This window comes from Streptococcus sp. Marseille-Q0941 (assembly GCF_943736975.1).
GTDB lineage: Bacteria > Bacillota > Bacilli > Lactobacillales > Streptococcaceae > Streptococcus.
This window is the reverse complement of sequence record NZ_CALSFO010000003.1, coordinates 273,564-292,170: the sequence shown is the minus strand read 5'-3', so window position 1 is coordinate 292,170 and position 18,607 is coordinate 273,564. Positions and strand designations below refer to the sequence as shown.

The 18,607-nt window shown below is 40.5% G+C and carries 16 protein-coding genes and 1 riboswitch; all 16 genes read right to left on the bottom strand.

All coding sequences use genetic code 11. From position 1 onward, the window contains the following. Positions 1 to 62 precede the first annotated feature (62 nt). A riboswitch (purine riboswitch) is annotated at positions 63 to 159 on the bottom strand. Then, positions 152 to 1,135, bottom strand: coding sequence for a GMP reductase (guaC, locus tag NGI26_RS03340; protein WP_251935911.1), 984 nt, complete (start codon positions 1,133 to 1,135; stop codon positions 152 to 154). (Overlaps the previous riboswitch by 8 nt.) Positions 1,136 to 1,334: 199 nt before the next feature. Beyond that, complete coding sequence (locus NGI26_RS03335; RefSeq protein WP_251935909.1) at positions 1,335 to 2,114, bottom strand: L-threonylcarbamoyladenylate synthase; 780 nt, start codon at positions 2,112 to 2,114, stop codon at positions 1,335 to 1,337. Positions 2,115 to 2,143: 29 nt separating this feature from the next. Further along, complete coding sequence (gene leuD / locus NGI26_RS03330) at positions 2,144 to 2,737, bottom strand: 3-isopropylmalate dehydratase small subunit (RefSeq protein ID WP_049536560.1); 594 nt, start codon at positions 2,735 to 2,737, stop codon at positions 2,144 to 2,146. A gap of 9 nt (positions 2,738 to 2,746) precedes the next feature. Beyond that, a complete protein-coding gene (gene leuC / locus NGI26_RS03325; protein ID WP_251935907.1) occupies positions 2,747 to 4,129 on the bottom strand; it encodes a 3-isopropylmalate dehydratase large subunit in 1,383 nt (460 codons plus the stop codon). Positions 4,130 to 4,132: 3 nt separating this feature from the next. Continuing rightward, positions 4,133 to 4,402, bottom strand: a complete 270-nt coding sequence (locus tag NGI26_RS03320) for a DUF1294 domain-containing protein (protein ID WP_251935905.1) — start codon at positions 4,400 to 4,402, stop codon at positions 4,133 to 4,135. After that, on the bottom strand, positions 4,399 to 5,436 hold the full coding sequence (gene leuB / locus NGI26_RS03315) for a 3-isopropylmalate dehydrogenase (RefSeq protein ID WP_251935903.1): 1,038 nt from the start codon (positions 5,434 to 5,436) through the stop codon (positions 4,399 to 4,401). Before leuB ends, NGI26_RS03320 begins: the two co-directional genes overlap by 4 nt. A gap of 11 nt (positions 5,437 to 5,447) precedes the next feature. After that, complete coding sequence (locus NGI26_RS03310) at positions 5,448 to 7,010, bottom strand: 2-isopropylmalate synthase (RefSeq protein ID WP_251935901.1); 1,563 nt, start codon at positions 7,008 to 7,010, stop codon at positions 5,448 to 5,450. Positions 7,011 to 7,324: 314 nt separating this feature from the next. Further along, the gene (locus NGI26_RS03305; RefSeq protein ID WP_251935899.1) at positions 7,325 to 7,981 is read right to left on the bottom strand and encodes an MmcQ/YjbR family DNA-binding protein; all 657 of its coding nucleotides are present in this window, start codon (positions 7,979 to 7,981) and stop codon (positions 7,325 to 7,327) included. A gap of 43 nt (positions 7,982 to 8,024) precedes the next feature. After that, positions 8,025 to 8,657, bottom strand: coding sequence for a copper homeostasis protein CutC (locus NGI26_RS03300; RefSeq protein WP_251935897.1), 633 nt, complete (start codon positions 8,655 to 8,657; stop codon positions 8,025 to 8,027). 91 nt (positions 8,658 to 8,748) lie between these two features. Next, complete coding sequence (locus tag NGI26_RS03295) at positions 8,749 to 9,108, bottom strand: YbaN family protein (RefSeq protein ID WP_251935895.1); 360 nt, start codon at positions 9,106 to 9,108, stop codon at positions 8,749 to 8,751. 107 nt (positions 9,109 to 9,215) lie between these two features. Further along, positions 9,216 to 11,303 (bottom strand): type I DNA topoisomerase, encoded by a 2,088-nt coding sequence (gene topA / locus NGI26_RS03290; protein ID WP_251935893.1) that lies wholly within the window; start codon positions 11,301 to 11,303, stop codon positions 9,216 to 9,218. A 119-nt stretch (positions 11,304 to 11,422) separates the two neighbouring features. Next, complete coding sequence (gene dprA, locus NGI26_RS03285) at positions 11,423 to 12,280, bottom strand: DNA-processing protein DprA (protein ID WP_353505219.1); 858 nt, start codon at positions 12,278 to 12,280, stop codon at positions 11,423 to 11,425. Between the two features lie 107 nt (positions 12,281 to 12,387). Continuing rightward, a complete protein-coding gene (dapA, locus tag NGI26_RS03280) occupies positions 12,388 to 13,323 on the bottom strand; it encodes a 4-hydroxy-tetrahydrodipicolinate synthase (RefSeq protein WP_251935888.1) in 936 nt (311 codons plus the stop codon). A gap of 688 nt (positions 13,324 to 14,011) precedes the next feature. Then, positions 14,012 to 15,088 carry an aspartate-semialdehyde dehydrogenase gene (locus NGI26_RS03275; RefSeq protein ID WP_251935886.1) on the bottom strand — a complete coding sequence of 359 codons (1,077 nt, stop codon included), beginning with the start codon at positions 15,086 to 15,088 and terminating at the stop codon, positions 14,012 to 14,014. 140 nt (positions 15,089 to 15,228) lie between these two features. Next, positions 15,229 to 15,978, bottom strand: a complete 750-nt coding sequence (locus NGI26_RS03270; RefSeq protein WP_251935869.1) for a class A sortase — start codon at positions 15,976 to 15,978, stop codon at positions 15,229 to 15,231. Continuing rightward, positions 15,978 to 18,446 carry a DNA gyrase subunit A gene (gene gyrA / locus NGI26_RS03265; protein ID WP_251935867.1) on the bottom strand — a complete coding sequence of 823 codons (2,469 nt, stop codon included), beginning with the start codon at positions 18,444 to 18,446 and terminating at the stop codon, positions 15,978 to 15,980. The genes NGI26_RS03270 and gyrA overlap by 1 nt, the downstream gene beginning before the upstream one ends. Positions 18,447 to 18,607: the final 161 nt, after the last annotated feature.

The following is an 18,607-nucleotide window of genomic DNA, read 5'->3' as shown; positions in this document are numbered from 1 at the left end:
TAAAAAGAGACTTACAAAGTAAGCCTCTAGGAAACAAAGAAATAGATTTAACACCTATCTCTCTATCTCTCCAGCTTACTCATTGTTAGGTATTTACGGTACCTTGTAGAAACGCCACGCCAATTCGTGGCATAAATAAGTAATAAATTTTTTAGTGAGCATCTCCATTCCAGATAGAGTTCTTCACAATGACATAATCAACGTGACGAAGATCAGCAACCTTGCGACCTCCAGCATAAGAAATCGAACTCTGCAAATCTTGCTCCATTTCAGTAAGGGTATCCTGCAAATATCCTTTGGCAGGAAGAAGAATCTTCTTGCCTTCAACATTCTTATAGGCACCTTTTTGGTATTCTGAAGCTGAACCATAGTATTCTTTAAATTGTTTACCATCGACTTCGACTGTTTTACCAGGGCTTTCAATATGACCTGCAAATAGTGAACCAATCATAACCATGCTTGCTCCGAAGCGGATTGACTTAGCAATGTCACCGTGTGTACGAATCCCACCATCAGCAATAATCGGTTTACGTGCAGCTTTAGCACACCAGCGAAGAGCCGCTAGTTGCCAACCACCCGTACCAAAACCAGTTTTAACCTTAGTAATACATACTTTACCTGGACCGATTCCAACCTTAGTAGCATCAGCACCAGCATTTTCAAGTTCACGCACAGCTTCTGGAGTACCAACGTTACCAGCGATGACAAAAGTATCTGGCAACTCCTTTTTTATGTGCTGAATCATTGAAATGACGCTATCTGCATGACCATGAGCGATATCAATCGTGATGTACTCTGGAGCATCTTCCTTTAATTGACTAACAAAATCATACTCGTAATCTTTAACACCAACAGAGATAGAAGCAATCAAACCTTTCTCATGCATGCGTTTGATAAAAGGAATGCGCCCACCCTCATCAAAACGGTGCATAATGTAGAAGTAGCCACCTTTAGCCAATTGCTCTGCAACATCTTCGTCCAAAATCGTTTGCATATTAGAGGGAACAACTGGTAATTTAAAGGTATGCTTCCCAAGTGTCACTTGTGTGTCAGCTTCTGCACGACTTTTAAGGACACATTTGTTAGGGATTAACTGAATATCTTCGTAATCAAAAATCGGAAATTCGTTCAACATTCGATATCTCGTTTCTTTTAGAATGACCTACCTATGCTTTCGCATCACTACGTCTTTTCCGACGTTTCCTTTAAAGATTATAAACTAAGGTAAAGTTTTTGCCAAAACTTTTGATTTTTAAAGTTTATATAGTTCGGATTTTGCTTATAATCAAATAATAAAATAGAGAGATTATAATCTCTCTATTTTATGTTTTATCTTAATAATACTCTCCCTGACGATAATCCCATGAGTTAAAGGTATCTGACAAATGCATCATGATTTTATCAATGTCAAGCCCTTTACGGATAACAACTGGAGCTGGTGAAATTGAACGGTCTCCTCCTTGTTCTGGGATGAGATTGCCGTCCTTATCGACCATTGATACCATCACACCTTGCTCGTAGCGAGTTTCAATCGTTTTGTCAGGTTGGATGGATGCCACATAATCGTCAGCTTCGATGACAAGGTCCACTGCCCCTTCGATACGTTCTCCGATTCCTTCCACCTTACCGCGGTTTCCTTTTCCAGACGGATTTGCTGATGAAGCGTAGACCATCTTGCCCTCTTCCCAAAGTTTAGCAGCCAACTGTTCACCAGCTTTACCAAATTTGATGACAAAACAGCTAGTACCACGAACGTCTGTCATGAGTTCTTCACGACCATCCCCATAAGCTTCGAGTTTCTCAAAGGCTTCTGGTTTCCAAGGAAGGATACAACCGAGAAGAATGTCTTCGTCCCAATGTTTTTGGTAGAAGGCTTCAATTTCTGGATTGAGTTGTGCTAAAGCGCGAAGCTCATCCATGCTACCACAAAGTACAACACCTGGTTTGTTACGGTTACGTTCTTTAGCTTCAAATTTGCGTTCAAGTCCTGCCTTATCGCTCGTCATGATAATGTAACCAACTTTTGTGGGGCAAACGATACATCCGCCCTCACCTTTTAAAATGTCATATCCTTCTTGTGAAAGTGTTCCGTTCCATTGAATGTGTTTTGTCATAGTTCTATAGTTCCTTTTCTATATTTATTCTAATCCTGCCAGTAGGCTGGTCGTTGTTTTTCATAAGCAGCAATCAAGTCTTCATACTGCAAAGTAATACCGATATCATCTAAACCGTTTAAGAGCTTGTGTTTCCATTCACTATCGATTTCGAAAGTGAATTCTCCAACTGGTGAGATAATTTTTTGTTGTTCCAAGTCCACAGTTACCTGGTCAGTTGGTTTGAGCTGGGCTAGTTTCTCTCTAACCTCTCTGGGCTGAACAATAGGCAACATGCCATTATTGAGTTCATTATTGTAATGAATATCCCCAAAAGAACCTGCAATCACGACCTTAAAACCATAGTCGGCTAGAGCCCAAGCTGCGTGTTCCCTTGAAGAACCTGCCCCAAAATTATCCCCTGAAATGAGGATACTGGCTTTTCGGTATTCAGGTCGGTTAAAGACAAAGTCTGGATCCTCAGTATACTTGTCGTCTAGATAACGCCAAGCATACATGAGGTACTTACCAAAGCCTTTCTTATCAATTAACTTGAGAAACTGCTTGGGTAGGATTTGGTCGGTATCGATGTTATCATTCATGAGAGGGACGGTCGTTCCCGTATAAACTGTAAATTTCTCCATATCCTCTCCTTACTGGGCCTCTGGCATTTGACGAACATCTACAAAGCGCCCTGCGATAGCTGCTGCCGCTGCCATGGCTGGACTGCAGAGATGGGTTTTAGCGCCAAATCCCTGTCTATCTTCAAAGTTGCGGTTACTGGTTGAGGCACAGTGGACCCCATCAGGGACCTTGTCAGGATTCATCCCTAGGCACATAGAGCAACCTGGGTCTCTCCACTCAAAACCAGCATCTAGAAAGACCTTGTCCAAGCCCAACTTCTCAGCAGCTCGTTTCACAGGACGGGAGCCTGGAACTACGATTGCTGTTAGATTGGGAGCAATTTTCTTCCCTTTGACAAATCGAGCAGCCAGTTGTAAATCACTGAGGCGAGCATTTGTACAAGACCCGATAAAAATATAACCTAGTTCAATATCCGCTGGCTTTTGACCAGGCTCCAAGTTCATGTAATTGTAGGCTCGCTCATCATTCATATCCTTAATTTCTGGGAAGCTACTGTCAAAGTCAACCCCCATAGCAGGATTGGTTCCCCAGGTCACCATAGGAGCCAAGTCTGAGACATCCATCTGGATAACCTTATCATAGACAGCATCCTCATCACTGACAAGTGTTTTCCAATCCGCCACAGCCTCCTCGAAAGCTTCTGGAACACATTCCCTTCCCTTGAGATAGTCATAGGTAGTCTGATCTGGATTCATAATTCCCATCTTAGAACCAAACTCGATGGACATATTGCAGATGGTCATTCTCTCTTCCATGGTCAGTGCATCAATTGCTTGCCCACGATATTCCACCACATATCCTACACCACAAGCAACGCCGTACTTGGCAATCAAGGCGAGAATGTAATCCTTAGAATAAACTCCTTTTGGAGGAACACCAGTGAATTCTACCAGCATTTTCTTGGGTTTGACCTGCCAGAGTGTCTGAGTAGCAAAGACATGCTCGACCTCACTGGTCCCAATCCCAAAGGCGATAGCTCCGAAAGCTCCGTGAGTAGCTGTGTGGCTATCTCCACAGACGATGAATTTTCCTGGTTGCGTCCGTCCTGTTTCTGGACCTACCATGTGAACGATCCCTTGTTTTTCAGAACCATGGGCCGCATGTTCAATCCCAAATTCCTCAACATTTTCAGCAAGCTTATCAATTTGAGCCTTGGAAATAACATCTCGAATATCGTAGATATTGACGGTCGGAACATTATGATCAAAAGTTCCAAATGTCAAGTCTGGCCGTCTCAATCTGCGACCTTCATCTCGCAATCCTTGAAAAGCCTGAGGACTGGTCACCTCGTGAATATAGTGCTGATCCACATACATGAGTTGGGGTTGCCCCTCTTCTCCTGTGATGACATGACGGTCCCATAGTTTATCAAAAATCGATTTTCCTGCCATCCATTACCTCCAAATGAAATATAGGGCTACTAGTGTGGTTACCATCCCGAGAAACCAAACCGTTTTAAAATACCATTTTCTAGTCTTGTGGTGAAAGGCGATTCCTGCTAACCAAGCACCAAATCCACCACATACAAGTGCTATAGTCAATAAAACTTTCTCTGGAATGCGCCAAGCACCTCTCCTTGCCTTGGATTTGTCAATGCCATAAATCAAGAAAACCATGACATTCCAAATCAAAAGAACTAATGTAATTTTTTCATCTAACTTCATAACCTTGCAATAATAGCTTCCGTCATTTCCTTGGTCGAAGCCTGACCTCCTATATCTCTTGTTAAAATGCCTGCTGCCAAACTAGCTTCCACTGCATGTTCGATACGCTCCGCATCCTCATAACGTCCAAAGCTATCTCTCAGCATCATGGCAACTGATAAAATCATAGAAATAGGATTGGCAATTCCTTGACCTGCAATATCAGGCGCTGAACCATGAATGGGCTCATAAAGACTTGGTCCGTTTTCAGAGTGACTAGCCGATGGCATGACTCCAAGTGTCCCAGATAGGACACTTGATTCATCAGATAAGATATCTCCGAAAAGATTCTCAGTAACGATGACATCAAACTTAGCTGGATTGGTAATCATGAGCATAGCAGCTGAGTCTACTAGCTGGTGTTCCAAGGTCACATCTGGAAAATCCTTTGCGACTTCCTCCGCCACTCTGCGCCAGAGTTTTGATGTTGCCAACACGTTTTGCTTATCGATGCTGGTAATGATTTTTCTCCGATTTCTTGCGATTTCAAAGGCCTTGCGAAGAATTCGCTCCACTTCCTCATAGCTGTAGTCGTTGATGTCACGCGCTTTTCGCTCTTCAAGAATATGATCCCCAAAGTAAATACCGCCTGTCAACTCACGCACCACGACAAAGTCAACACCAGCAATTCGTTCCGATTTGAGAGGTGACAAGTGCTTGAGACTCTCAAAGATTTTTACCGGACGAATATTGGCATAGAGATTGAGTTCCTTGCGGAGAGCCAAAAGGCCTTGTTCAGGTCGCACCGTTGCATGATCATACTGAGGACTACCAATAGCTGCTAGAAGGATAGCGTCCGCCTCCCTACTTGCCTTGAGCGTTTCGTCTGGCAAGGGGTGTCCTGTAACATCAATACCTGCACCTCCAAAAGGTCTTCTATCTATCTCATAGTCAAAGTCTGTTTTTTCGGCTATAGCGGCTAGAACTTCTAAACCAGCTTCCATGATTTCTGGACCGATTCCGTCACCTGCTAGAGCAACAATTTTCTTTGTCATGCTATTCTCCTTTAAAGACTAGGCATATCTCTGTAAGAGACATTTGGACCAATCTCGCCAGTATTCTCTTTTTGAACAAGGGTATTGGCATTAATGTATGCAATAGCTGAAGCCTTTAGTACATCAAAATCAAGACCTGCTGCGTTAAAGATGGTTTCTGTATCTCTGTTTTCAACAGTAACTAAAACTCGAGCTTGGGCATCAATACCATCTGTTACAGCATCTATTGTATAGGATACCAGACGAACCGATTGGTTGAAGAACTTGTCAATAGCGTTGAAGATAGCCTCAACAGAACCTTGTCCTGTCGCATTAAACTCAACCTTCTCACCATCCATATTGGCTAGGCTAACGAGTGCTTCGATGTCATTATCTGCATGAGTTTGCAATTGTAAATCATCAAAGTGGAAGCCTTCTGGATTTTCAACCATGGTTCCAGCTACCAGAGCACGAATATCTGCATCTGTGATTTCTTGTTTCTTATCAGCCAGCGCCTTGAACTTGGCAAAGAGTGGTTTGATGTCTTCTTCAGTAAAGTCTAGGGCCAAATCTCTTAGTTTTTCTACAAATGCATGGCGACCTGACAATTTTCCAAGCGGAAGACTGTTACTCTTCACACCAACCAATTCAGGGGTGATGATCTCGTAAGTGAGAGGATTTTTAAGGACTCCATCTTGATGAATACCAGATTCGTGAGAAAAGGCATTGCCACCAACGACGGCCTTGTTTTTAGGAACTGGAATACCTGAGAAGCGAGAAACCATTTCTGACGTATTCATTGTTTCATCCAAAACAATATCACTAGTTGCTTGGAAGAAATCCTCACGAATCTTCAAAGCAACAGCTACTTCTTCAAGAGCAACATTACCTGCGCGTTCACCGATACCATTAATAGTTCCCTGGACACGTCCAGCACCGTGTTTAATTGCTGTCAAAGTATTTGCAGTTGCCATACCGAGATCATCGTGACAGTGGACACCAAAGACAACTTTATGATCTGATTTAATATTTTCAGTCAAGTAATCAAAGATGCGTGCAAACTCTTCTGGAGTCGTAAAGCCAACTGTGTCAGGGATATTGATATAAGATGCACCTGCATCGACCGCTGTTTGAACAACTTGTAATAGGAAATCCAACTCTGTTCTAGTCGCATCTTCAGGAGAGAACTCGACAACTTCAAACTTAGAACGTGCATAAGAAACATGCTCCTTAATAGCTTCTAAAATCTCTTCCTTGCTCTTATTGAGTTTATACTTGCGATGAATCGGACTAGTAGCGATAAAGACATGAATCTGTGGATACTTGGCATCCTTTAGCGCCTCATAACAAGCATCAATATCAGATTTTACAGAACGAGCTAATCCTGTCACTGCTGTTTTTTTCATAGCTTTAGCAATTTCTTGAACGGCTATAAATGAATCTGGACTAGCAGCCGGAAAACCAGCTTCAATTACAGAAATTCCCCATTTCTCCAGCTGTCTTGCAATAGAAACTTTTTCCTTGATTGAGAAGTTAACACCAGGTGTTTGTTCCCCATCACGAAGACTTGTATCAAAAAATTCAACTTTACGCATAAGAATTCCCCTTTTCCAAATATGGTTTTAAAAAAACATCTCGCTCAGAAACCCAAGCGAGATGTTGATTTACTCCCGCTTGGTAAGCCAAACAGGACTAATGCTTTTGCACTAGCCCGAGTACCTCAACAACAAAGCAAATTGATTAAACTTAGCTGTTTTCATGTTTGACTTTCTCCTTCATTTGATATCTTGTTTAGTATTTTAGCATAGCTAAAAGTACTTGTCAAGAAAAAATCCATTATTTTCTGAAAATTTCTTCAATAAAGAATATTTTGCGAATTGAAAGTATTTGAAAAATCAAGTGAATTTCCTTATTTTTTCACAGTCAAGTTCCAACTTCTTTCGATTAGTTCTAACACCTCTTCATCAAGCAAACTATCATCAAGAGCCAGACTAATCCAGTAGCGTTTGTTCATATGAAAAGCTGGATAAATGCCCTTATGTGAAAGCAAGTCCGCTACTTGATCGTGTTTGAGGTTGACAGCTTCCACTAGCCCTTCTCTGTCCTTATCTAGCTTATCCCAAGGTATTCTCATTAAAACAGCATACCACTTTTTACTGCCTTCATGACGTAATACTGCCGTATCAGGCGATTTCTCCCACAGATATTCTAACTGATTACCATACTTTTCCTGAACTTGAGCCATGATACGCTTAGTTTGAGGACAGATAAAATCCTGTACATCAAAGCAAGCCTTCCGAATCTGGTAAAGAATCTCCAAACAAGCCTCACGGACACTTCCGACAAAACTTCCCCGCATACTTTCCATGTGTACTTGAGGATAGAGATCACCCGTTTCCTGGTCAAAGACCTGAAAACTCACATTATCAGGAGTGATAGAGACTGTTATGAAAAAGTCACCCTGTAAAATCTGGCAACTATAGGTCCAGATTTCTCCATTTTCTACAAAACCATAGGCATAAGCTTTTTCTTGATTAAACTGATAGGATTTAAAAATTTCAAACATAAGTGAAAACTGCTACCAAAAGCTAGCAGTTCCTTTCTATTTTTTAAAAGACAACCTTGGTTCCATGCAATTGTGTCACACCCAGCTGGTCGATAAAGGTTTGACGGTTGTCCAAGTCAATCCCCCCACCTGGTAGAATTTCAATTTTACCAGCAGCGTGTTCTAGAATTCTATGATAGTGAGCAAAGCGTTTCTCTAGCGAGTCACCAGACACACCAGCACGAGTCAGGATACGAGTGACACCAGCTTGGCTGAGCCAATCGATAGCTTCCAACTGGTCTTCTTCGCTCAATTCATCAAAGGCCATGTGGAAGACAATTTCCATTCCTTTTGATGCGGCAAGCAGTTTCTCAAGATTAGCCTTATCCAACTTCCTATCAGCTGTTAAAGCACCAAAGACAACTCCTTGACTTCCAGTATGAGCAGTCAAACGAATGTCTTCTAGCATGATTTCAATTTCCATATCATTATAGACAAAGTCGCCACCACGTGGACGAATCATAGTCATAATAGTGCTATCGTAGTTAGCTGCCAGTTCAACCGCCGCCTTAGTCACTCCATAGCTAGGTGTTGTTCCTCCTACTGCTAGATTGTCACAAAGTTCGATTCGACGAGCTCCAGCCTGCATCGCTTTTTCAAGCAAGGTCACATTTTCAGCACAAAATTCGTAAATCATTTGATTCTCCTTGAAAATTACTTTTAATTTATTATATCATATTATTTAAATATGCTTTCATTTTTATCAAGGAAATATCAAATTTCAAAAACTAATCCTTATCAGGAATTACTTTAAAGAGATAGTAGGTGATAAAGATGGTTAGGGCACCCAGACCGATTTTTACAGGTAAAAGAGGGGCAAAATAAATAGAAATCCCCATCAAGATATAGATGGATACGATAATCTTTTTCTTGCGTTCTCGGGCGATTGACTTGGTCTCACGAAAGTCAGCTACATAAGTCTGATAGAGCTTGGTGTGATAAAGCCAATCTTCAAAACGCTTAGAAGATTTTGAAAAGCAAGCGATAGCTAACAAAAGGAAGGGAGTTGTTGGTAATAAAGGCAAGGCCACACCAATTATGGCTAAAGCTAATGAGATGAATCCAATACTGAGATAAATGATGCGCATATTGACTCCTAGTTAAGATTAATGTTCTTCTAGTTTCCCATAAAACACTGTGTTCTGTCAAGTTGTAAGTCAAAAGGACTGAAAACAGTAGTTCAGTCCTTTTGCAATTATTTAATTTTTTCCTCTTCGTAGTCGCCATTACTACATACAACCTGTTTACCACCACCACGGACCTTTTTCTCCACAAGAAAGTGTCCGCATTTTGGACAATCACGTCCAATTGGTTTATCCCAAGAAGTGAATTCACACTCTGGATAGCGATTGCAACCATAGAAGATACGATTACGTTTGGTTTTGCGTTCGATGATTTGACCTTGATGGCAAGTTGGACACGTAACACCGACTTCCTTAACAATGGCTTGCGTATGTCGACAATCTGGGAAATTGCTACATGCGTAAAACTTACCGTAGCGTCCAATCTTAATCACCATAGGGCTACCACAAACTTCACAGTCAAATCCTGCCGGCTCATCCTTGATTTGAATTTTTTCCATTTCAGCTTCAGCCTTGGCTACTTCTTTAGAGAATGGTTGGTAAAATTCATCAATAACACGTTGCCACTGTTCTTTTCCGACCTCGACATCATCCAGTTTTCTTTCCATTTCAGCTGTAAAGGTCACATTGACAATATCAGGGAAGTACTCAACAATCAGTTTGTTAACAATTTCTCCCAATTCAGTCGGTTCAAAACGCTTGGCTACAAGGCGGACATAATAGCGTTTTTGGATGGTTTCAATGGTTGGTGCATAAGTTGATGGACGTCCAACTCCATTTTCTTCCAAAGTCTTAATCAGAGTTGCTTCCGAATATCGGGATGGTGGTTGAGTGAAGTGTTGCTCAGGTTTACTATTAACCTGCTTGACGACATCACCAACTGCCATATCCGGCAACATCTTATTCTTATCTGAGTCATTGTAAATGGCCAAGTAACCATCAAACTTAACCTGACTGCCATTTGCTGCAAACTGAACTCCATTTTGAGAGAGCTTCACAGCCATCGTGTCAAAAATGGCACCCGTCATCTGACTCGCTACAAAGCGATTCCAGATAAGCGTATAGAGTTTGAGTTGGTCTTTATCCAAGTACTTAGCAATCTTTTCAGGTGTATTGAAAACACTTGATGGGCGGATAGCTTCATGGGCATCTTGAGCACCAGAAGCATTTTTTACCTTGCTTCCATGCTTAGAATATTTACTACCAAAACGTTCATTAATGTAACTGGCAGCTTCATTTTGCGCTACTGGACTGATACGAGTAGAATCCGTACGCATGTAGGTAATCAAACCTTGTACGCCCGTACCAATATTAATTCCTTCGTAGAGCTGTTGGGCAACCATCATGGTCTTACGAGTACGGAAATTGATTTTGTTGGCAGCATCCATTTGCATGGTTGAGGTCGTATAAGGTAGTGGAGCGTTACGCTTACGTTCTTTTTTATCAACCTGTTCCACTGTGAAATCTTTGCTGGTCAGATGAGATAAAACTTCTTTTACCTTTTCATTAGTAGCTAACTTCATCTTCTTACCATTCATACCATAGAAAGAAGCTTGGAACTGCTTTGTTCCCTTTTTAAAGACTCCATCAATTGTCCAATATTCTTCAGGTTGAAAGGCATTAATTTCATTTTCTCGGTCAATGATTAACTTGAGTGCAACAGACTGCACGCGCCCAGCCGATAAGCCCTTTTTAACCTTTTTCCATAAAATTGGTGAAATAGAATAACCTACCAAGCGGTCCAAAACACGACGTGCTTGCTGGGCATCGACCAAATCCATATTGATTTTACGAGGTTCTTTAAAAGCATTCTTAACCGCATCTTTGGTAATCTCGTTAAAAACAACACGATTAGCATCATGCTCATCCAATTCGAGAATATGCGCTAAATGCCAAGAAATAGCTTCTCCTTCACGGTCCGGGTCACTCGCTAGAAAGACTTTATTTGCCTTCTTAGCTTCTTTCTTCAAATCGTTGATGAGAGGACCTTTCCCACGAATATTGATATATTGCGGTTCGTAATTATTTTCCACGTCAACTGACATACTTGACTTTTTCAAATCACGAATATGTCCCACGCTGGCCAAAACCTTATAATTGCGTCCTAGATATTTTTCAATCGTCTTCGCCTTAGCAGGCGATTCTACGATTACAAGATTTTTTTTACTTGTTGATTTTTTCTTTTTGGTTGCCGTTACCACAGTATCACACCTTCTCAAAGTAATAAACTTTATAAAGTGTAAACCATTTTTAAAAACCTGTCAAGACATAACACCCATATAATAGAAGAAAAGTTTGCTAAATGAAATCATTTTATTCATTAAAACTCAAACTCAGCAAGAATATCTTGCCCACAGGTTGCTAACTTCGCTCCTTCTTGGATCAAATGATGACAACCATCTGAACGACCATCTAGTATTGAGCCCGGAATTGCAAAAACATCTCTTCCTTCTTCCATTGCTCGCTCACAAGTGATTAAGCTACCAGATCTCATTTTGGCTTCTGCAACGATAACTCCTCTACATAAACCTGCAATAATACGATTTCGTGCAGGAAAGTGATATTTCAAAGGCTCTTCTCCTGGACCGTACTCAGATAATAATAAATGATGTTTTCCAATATATTCTTGAAGACGTTTATTGGAACGTGGATAATAGACATCTAAACCAGTCCCAATAATTCCAATCGTTTTGCCTCCAGTTTGTAGAACAGACATATGGGCTGCTGTATCAATTCCTCTAGCAAGTCCACTCACCACAACTAATTCATTTTCGAGTTCCTCAATGACTTTACGGACTGACTTTGTTCCTGTTTGGCTACAAGAGCGACTCCCTACAACCGCAATCTTGGGTAACTTCAAAAGATTGAGGTCTCCTTTGTAAAAAAGCAATACTGGAGCATCATAAATCTCACTAAGCGAAATTGGATAAACATCATCCAAAATCGAAAAGGATGGAAACTTCTCAAAATCCTTCTTTAATCGTTCCATGCTTTCAAAAGTTAATTTATGATAGCGCTCCATAAAAACGACTGGATTACGACACTCTGAGGCTTCAGCGATGGTCTCTAAACTCAATTCCTGATCGTAAATTTCTCCATATTGGAGTACCTTTAGGACCTGCTGATTACTTAAGCCTGCTTGCTTTAACTTATAAATCTCAAAATTATCAATCTTAATTTTCATGATTAACTCCTTGTCATTCTCTCTCTTTATTTATTCGTAGAAAAAATAAAAAAATCCCAACAATTTTACTTGTTAGGAAGTTTCTATCTATGTTTATGATATTAGTAATCTGGTCGAAGAACTCCAGTAACAGTCGCCTTAGTTGCTTCGTAGTCGCCATCAATAACAACCTTGATGATGCGTTTAGCATCTTCTTCTGGTGCAGGAACCAATGGTAGGCGAGTCGGTCCTGCTTCAAATCCCATATAGTTAAGGATTGCCTTAACAGGTGCGGGACTTGGGTATGAAAAGAGAGCATTGACCTTAGGAATAAATTTACGCTGAATTGCTGCTGCTTTTTTCATATCACTCTCTTCAATCGCAGTGAACATTTCATGCATTTCATCACCATTTGTATGAGAAGCAACTGAGATAACACCATCTGCTCCCAAATTCATCGCATGGAAAGCATCTCCATCTTCACCTGTGTATACCAAGAATTCTTCTGGTTTATGCTCAATCAAATAGGCCATATTCGCAAGACTGGTACATTCTTTGACACCAATGATGTTTGGATGTTCTGCTAGGCGAAGCAAGGTCTCAGGCGTCAATTCAACTACTACACGACCCGGAATATTATAGATAATAATTGGTAAATCAGAAGCGTCTGCAATAGCTTTAAAGTGCTGGTACATACCTTCTTGGGATGGTTTATTATAGTAGGGAACAATAGCAAGACCAGCTGCAAAACCGCCAAATTCTGCCACTTCTTTGACGAACTCTATAGAGTCTCGAGTATCATTGGTACCAACACCAGCAATTAAAGGGACACGCCCATTGACAACCTTTTGAACAGCTGCAAACAACTGCAACTCCTCATCGTGAGTAAGAGTCGGACTTTCAGCTGTCGTACCCGCCAAGAGAATTCCGTCTGTATGATGAGCCAATAAATGTTCGATCAATTTTGGTATGGCATCGAAATTAATAGAGCCATCTTCATGAAAAGGAGTAATAAAGGCCGTAATAATTTTACAATCTTTTAAATCTTGATAAGACATCGGAAAACCTTTCTCTATAAGAAAGAGGCTGGGGCATACTTGCCTTTGCCTCCTGTTCTGTAAGTAAAACAAGTGATTCGCTAGATAGCGAAGGTGAAATCAAACTCTGCGAGTTACTGATTTCTGACTCATAACGCAGTGGTTGATTGCTCAAAGCAATGCTTTGAGGTAGCAGATAAGACTTACAAAGTAAGTTCTTCATTAAGTTTTAACATGCTATTAAATCTCTAAAAATAACCTAATCAACTGTGCAGGGGGAGTATAAAAGTCCGGGAGACTTTTATAGCCTGAGCATTGAATTATAAAAGTGAAGGAGAAATCAAACTCTTCGAGTTACTGATTTCTGTTTCATAACGCAGTGGTTGATTGCTCAAAGCAATGCTTTGAGGTAGCAGATAAGACTTACGAAGTAAGTTCTTCCTTAAGTTTTAACATGCTATCAAATCTCTAAAAATAACCTAATCAACTGTGCGGGGGGAGTATAAAAGTCCGGGAGACTTTTATAGCCTGAGCATTGAATTATAAAAGTGAAGGAGAAATCAAACTCTTCGAGTTACTGATTTCTGTTTCATAACGCAGTGGTTGATTGGAACTACTCATGTTTCCAACATTCGCACTTCCTAATCAACTGTGCGGGGGCAAAACTACGAAATCAAACTCTTCGAGTTACTGATTTCTGTTTTGCTCCCTATTTCAATTCAAATTTTAATTCAGCTGTTGGGCGCACTAGACCACGTTCATGTAAAGTCTCAGCAATTTGTACTGAGTTCCATGCTGCACCTTTAAGAAGGTTATCAGAGACTACCCACATATGGATCCCTTTTTCAGCGTCCAAGTCTTTACGGATACGTCCAACAAATGTATCACGTGAACCTACAGCATTAACAGCTTGAGGGTAAATTTGGTGGGCAACATCGTCTTCAAGAACAGCTCCTGGGAAGGCAGCAATAGCCGCTTTCACTTCATCAATTGGAGCCACTTCTTTTGTTTCGATATAAACTGACTCAGAGTGGGCTGACAAAACAGGAATACGCACACATGTTGCAGATACAGCAATGTTATCATCTTCCATGATTTTCTTAGTTTCCTTAGTCATCTTCATCTCTTCATAAGTGTAGTCATTATCAGTAAAGACATCAATTTGAGGAAGCGCATTAAAGGCGATTGGATAGTGTTTCTTGTCTCCACCTGAAGGCAGGATTTCCGCATGCAAATCACGTGGATTTACGCCGTCATTCAAGACTTCTCGAAGTTCACGTTGGGTTTCAAGAATAGCACCCATACCAGCCCCTGAAACAGCCTGGTAAGTTGAAACGATGATACGGTCCAAGCCCCATTTTTGACGAACTGGTTCAAGAGCCACCATCATTTGAATGGTTGAACAGTTAGGGCAGGCGATAATACCGTTGTGGGCATCAAGTGCATGTGCATTGACTTCAGGAACAACCAATGGTACATCTGGATTTTGACGGAAATAAGATGTGTTATCTACTACTACCGCACCTGATTTGACGGCGTATGGTGCATATTTAGCAGAGGTAGATCCACCAGCTGAGAAAAGTGCGATATCAACGCCTTCAAAAGCATCTTCTGTCGTTTCTTCAATCGTCACATCTTGCCCTTTGAATTGCAAAACTTTTCCTGCAGAACGTGCAGACGCCAAGTAGCGAATCTTATCGATTGGAAGAGTTGATTCTTCCAACATTTTGATCATTTGAGCACCAACGGCACCTGTAGCACCGACAACAGCAACTGTGTATCCCATAACAAACCTCTTTCGGAATTTTCTAAAAATTTCTATAACAGAAACATTATACTACTTTTTAAAAAAAATGAAAAGTCTTTACCCTATCTATTTTCTGAAATTGACCAGAAAAAGCTCGCTATCACTAGCGAACTTTTCTACTATTCATAAAATTGTTTGTACGGTTTATTAAACGATTGCAATATTTCTGGAGAAGCTTCTAAATAATCTTTAACTTCCTTCAAATTTGCTTTAACAATAATGCGTTCGGTAGCATTAGCATCTTCACAGGTTACTAAAGTCAACTCATCAATCCCTTCTCGATCTTCAATAACATCGATACGATCTGGAGTCACCTTATTAACTTGTACTATTTCATATTTATAAACCTTTTCTTTATCAGTTAGATAAATAAACATTCCATTTGTAGCTCGTGCTAAGGGTGAAAATAGCTTCTGATCAGCATCTTTACCAGTAAAGATTCGGTGGCTTGCTAATGAATAATTTCCCTGTCCCATAACCTGATTAGCTTTCATCGTTCCAGCACCATAGAAAAGATTCACATTATCCAGCCCCTTAAAAATAGGTAAGTTCATTTCAAGTTCTGGTATAGAAATTCCACCAATCACCGGAAGTTGCTGGGAATTCCATTGAGCAGAAAGCACTGCCTCTGAAGATAAGGATTTTACAGAATCAAAATCAAAATTTCCAGCAGCACTTTTATTTGCGTCAATTTCTTCTTTTGAAACCTGACTTACTTGATATTTATTGGTATTCCAAATCAAAATTACATCTCGTATTTTCGAGTTAAAAATCAAAGCTAGAGACAAAAGGATGAGAAATCCAGCCAAAATATTAATTAGCAGATTCTTACGCTTATTTTTTTTACTTTTCGTTCTTTTTCGAGACATTATTCTTCACTTTCTGTTTCGTTTTCTGTCCCAATTTCTTCCTTCTCTGCCACTGCAACTGTAGTAAAGGTTACAATCTTAGCATTCTCATCTAGACGCATCACTTTTACTCCCATAGTAGAACGTCCAGTTTGTGAAATATTGGCAACATTGGTTCGAATCATGACACCCGTATCTGTGATAACCATCAAGTCTTCATTACCTTTTACTGTGAGAAGGCCTGCAAGGTGACCATTTTTATCAGTAATCTTAGCGGTTTTCATACCTTTACCAGCACGACCTTTAGTTGGATATTCTGTGGCAACTGTACGTTTACCGTATCCTTTTTCGGTGATAATAAGGACTTCATCTTGGTCTGTAATCACTCTAGCTCCAACTACAGCGTCTCCTTCACGAAGATTTACCCCTTTAACACCAGTAGCGCTACGACTCATACTACGAACTGATGATTGGTTGAAACGAACTGCATAACCTAGTTTAGTTCCGATGATGATATCTGTATCTTCTTGAGTAAGAAGGACATTAATCAATTCATCTTCATCCTTCAGATTTAAAGCTTTGAGACCATTTTGACGAATGTTTGCAAAATCTTTAACGCTAGTTCTCTTAACGATACCTGCACGAGTTGTAAAGAAAAGATAGGCATCATCACTACGTTCTGATTCGACATTAATAATGGTCTGGATGCTTTCATCTTCGTCTAGCTTCAAGAGGTTTACAACAGGTAATCCCTTGGCTGTACGACCGTATTCAGGAATTTCATATCCCTTAAGTCGGTAGACACGCCCCTTATTGGTAAAGAAGAGCAAGTGATCATGAGTACTTGTTGAAACCAACTCACGAACAAAATCATCATCCTTAACTCCAGTACCTTGGACCCCACGTCCACCACGTTTCTGAGCTGTGAACTCATCTTGGTCCAAACGTTTGATATAGCCTTTATTTGATAGAGTGATGAGAACATCAGTTTCTTCAATCAAGTCTTCATCTTCAAGTGTTAAGACTTCACCGACCATCAATTCTGTACGACGTTTATCTCCAAACTTGCGTTTGACTTCATCCAATTCTTCTTTGATGATTTGAGCAACTCGTTCTGGTTTTGCAAGAATATCTGCTAAGTCAGCAATCAAAGCAATAAGATCATCATACTCAGATTGAATCTTATCACGTTCCAATCCTGTCAAACGACGAAGACGCATATCAAGAATAGCTTGACTTTGACGTTCAGATAGCTTGAACTTGCTCATCAATTCTGCTTGAGCTTCTTCATCAGTCTCGCTTGCACGGATAATACGAATGACTTCATCAATATGATCAAGTGCAATCAAGAGACCTTCTAAAATGTGTGCGCGTGCCTCGGCTTTTTCTTTATCAAATTGAATACGACGAGTTACTACTTCTTTTTGATGCTCAATATAGGCATCTAAGATTTGACGAAGAGACAGAATCTTTGGAACACCATTTTGGATAGCCAACATATTAAAGCCAAAGCTAGTCTGCATTTGAGTCATCTTGAATAGATTATTCAAAATAACATTGGCTGATGCATCACGTCTAACTTCAATAACAAAGCGGACACCTTCACGGTTCGATTCGTCACGAACAGCTGTAATTCCTTCAATACGCTTTTCTTGAACTAAACGCACAATATGTTCATGCACTTTAGTCTTGTTAACCATATATGGAAATTCAGTCACAACGATACGCTCGCGTCCTGTTTTCGTTTCCTCTATTTCTGTACGAGAACGAAGGACGATGGATCCTTTACCAGTCTCGTAAGCCTTATGAATACCTGATTTCCCCATAACAAGGGCACCAGTTGGGAAGTCTGGACCAGGTAAGACTTCCATCAAGTCCTTGGTTGTAACTTCTGGATTGTCCATGACCAGTTTTACAGCGTCAATTGTTTCGCCCAAGTTATGTGGCGGAATATTAGTCGCCATACCAACGGCAATACCTGTAGCACCATTGACCAAAAGATTTGGAAAACGAGCTGGCAAAACAACAGGTTCGCGTTCATTGGCATCGTAGTTATCAACGAAATCAACTGTATTTTTATTGATATCGCGAAGCATTTCAAGGGCAATCTTACTCATACGTGCTTCAGTATAACGCTGAGCGGCAGCACCATCACCGTCCATGGAACCAAAGTTACCATGCCCATCTACAAGCATGTAGCGATAACTCCACCATTGAGCCATACGAACCATAGCTTCATAGATTGATGAGTCTCCGTGTGGGTGGTATTTACCCATAACATCCCCTGTAATACGGGCAGATTTTTTATGAGGTTTATCAGGGGTAACTCCTAATTCGTTCATTCCGTACAAAATACGACGATGAACAGGTTTCAACCCATCACGAACATCAGGAAGAGCACGAGAGACGATTACACTCATGGCGTAGTCGATAAAGCTTGTCTTCATCTCCTTTGTCAGATTGACATTCACTAGATTTTTATCTTGCATTAAAAAATGCCTCATTTCCCTATTAGTAACTAGATATATTATACCATAGTTTAGCCTAAATTTCAGTCTCTGGATATGCCTAAAACGTTTACATATTTATCCCGAAGGTATATCCGTGACAAAGCTTAGCAAAAGTGATAGAATGAAATAAAATGGGGCTT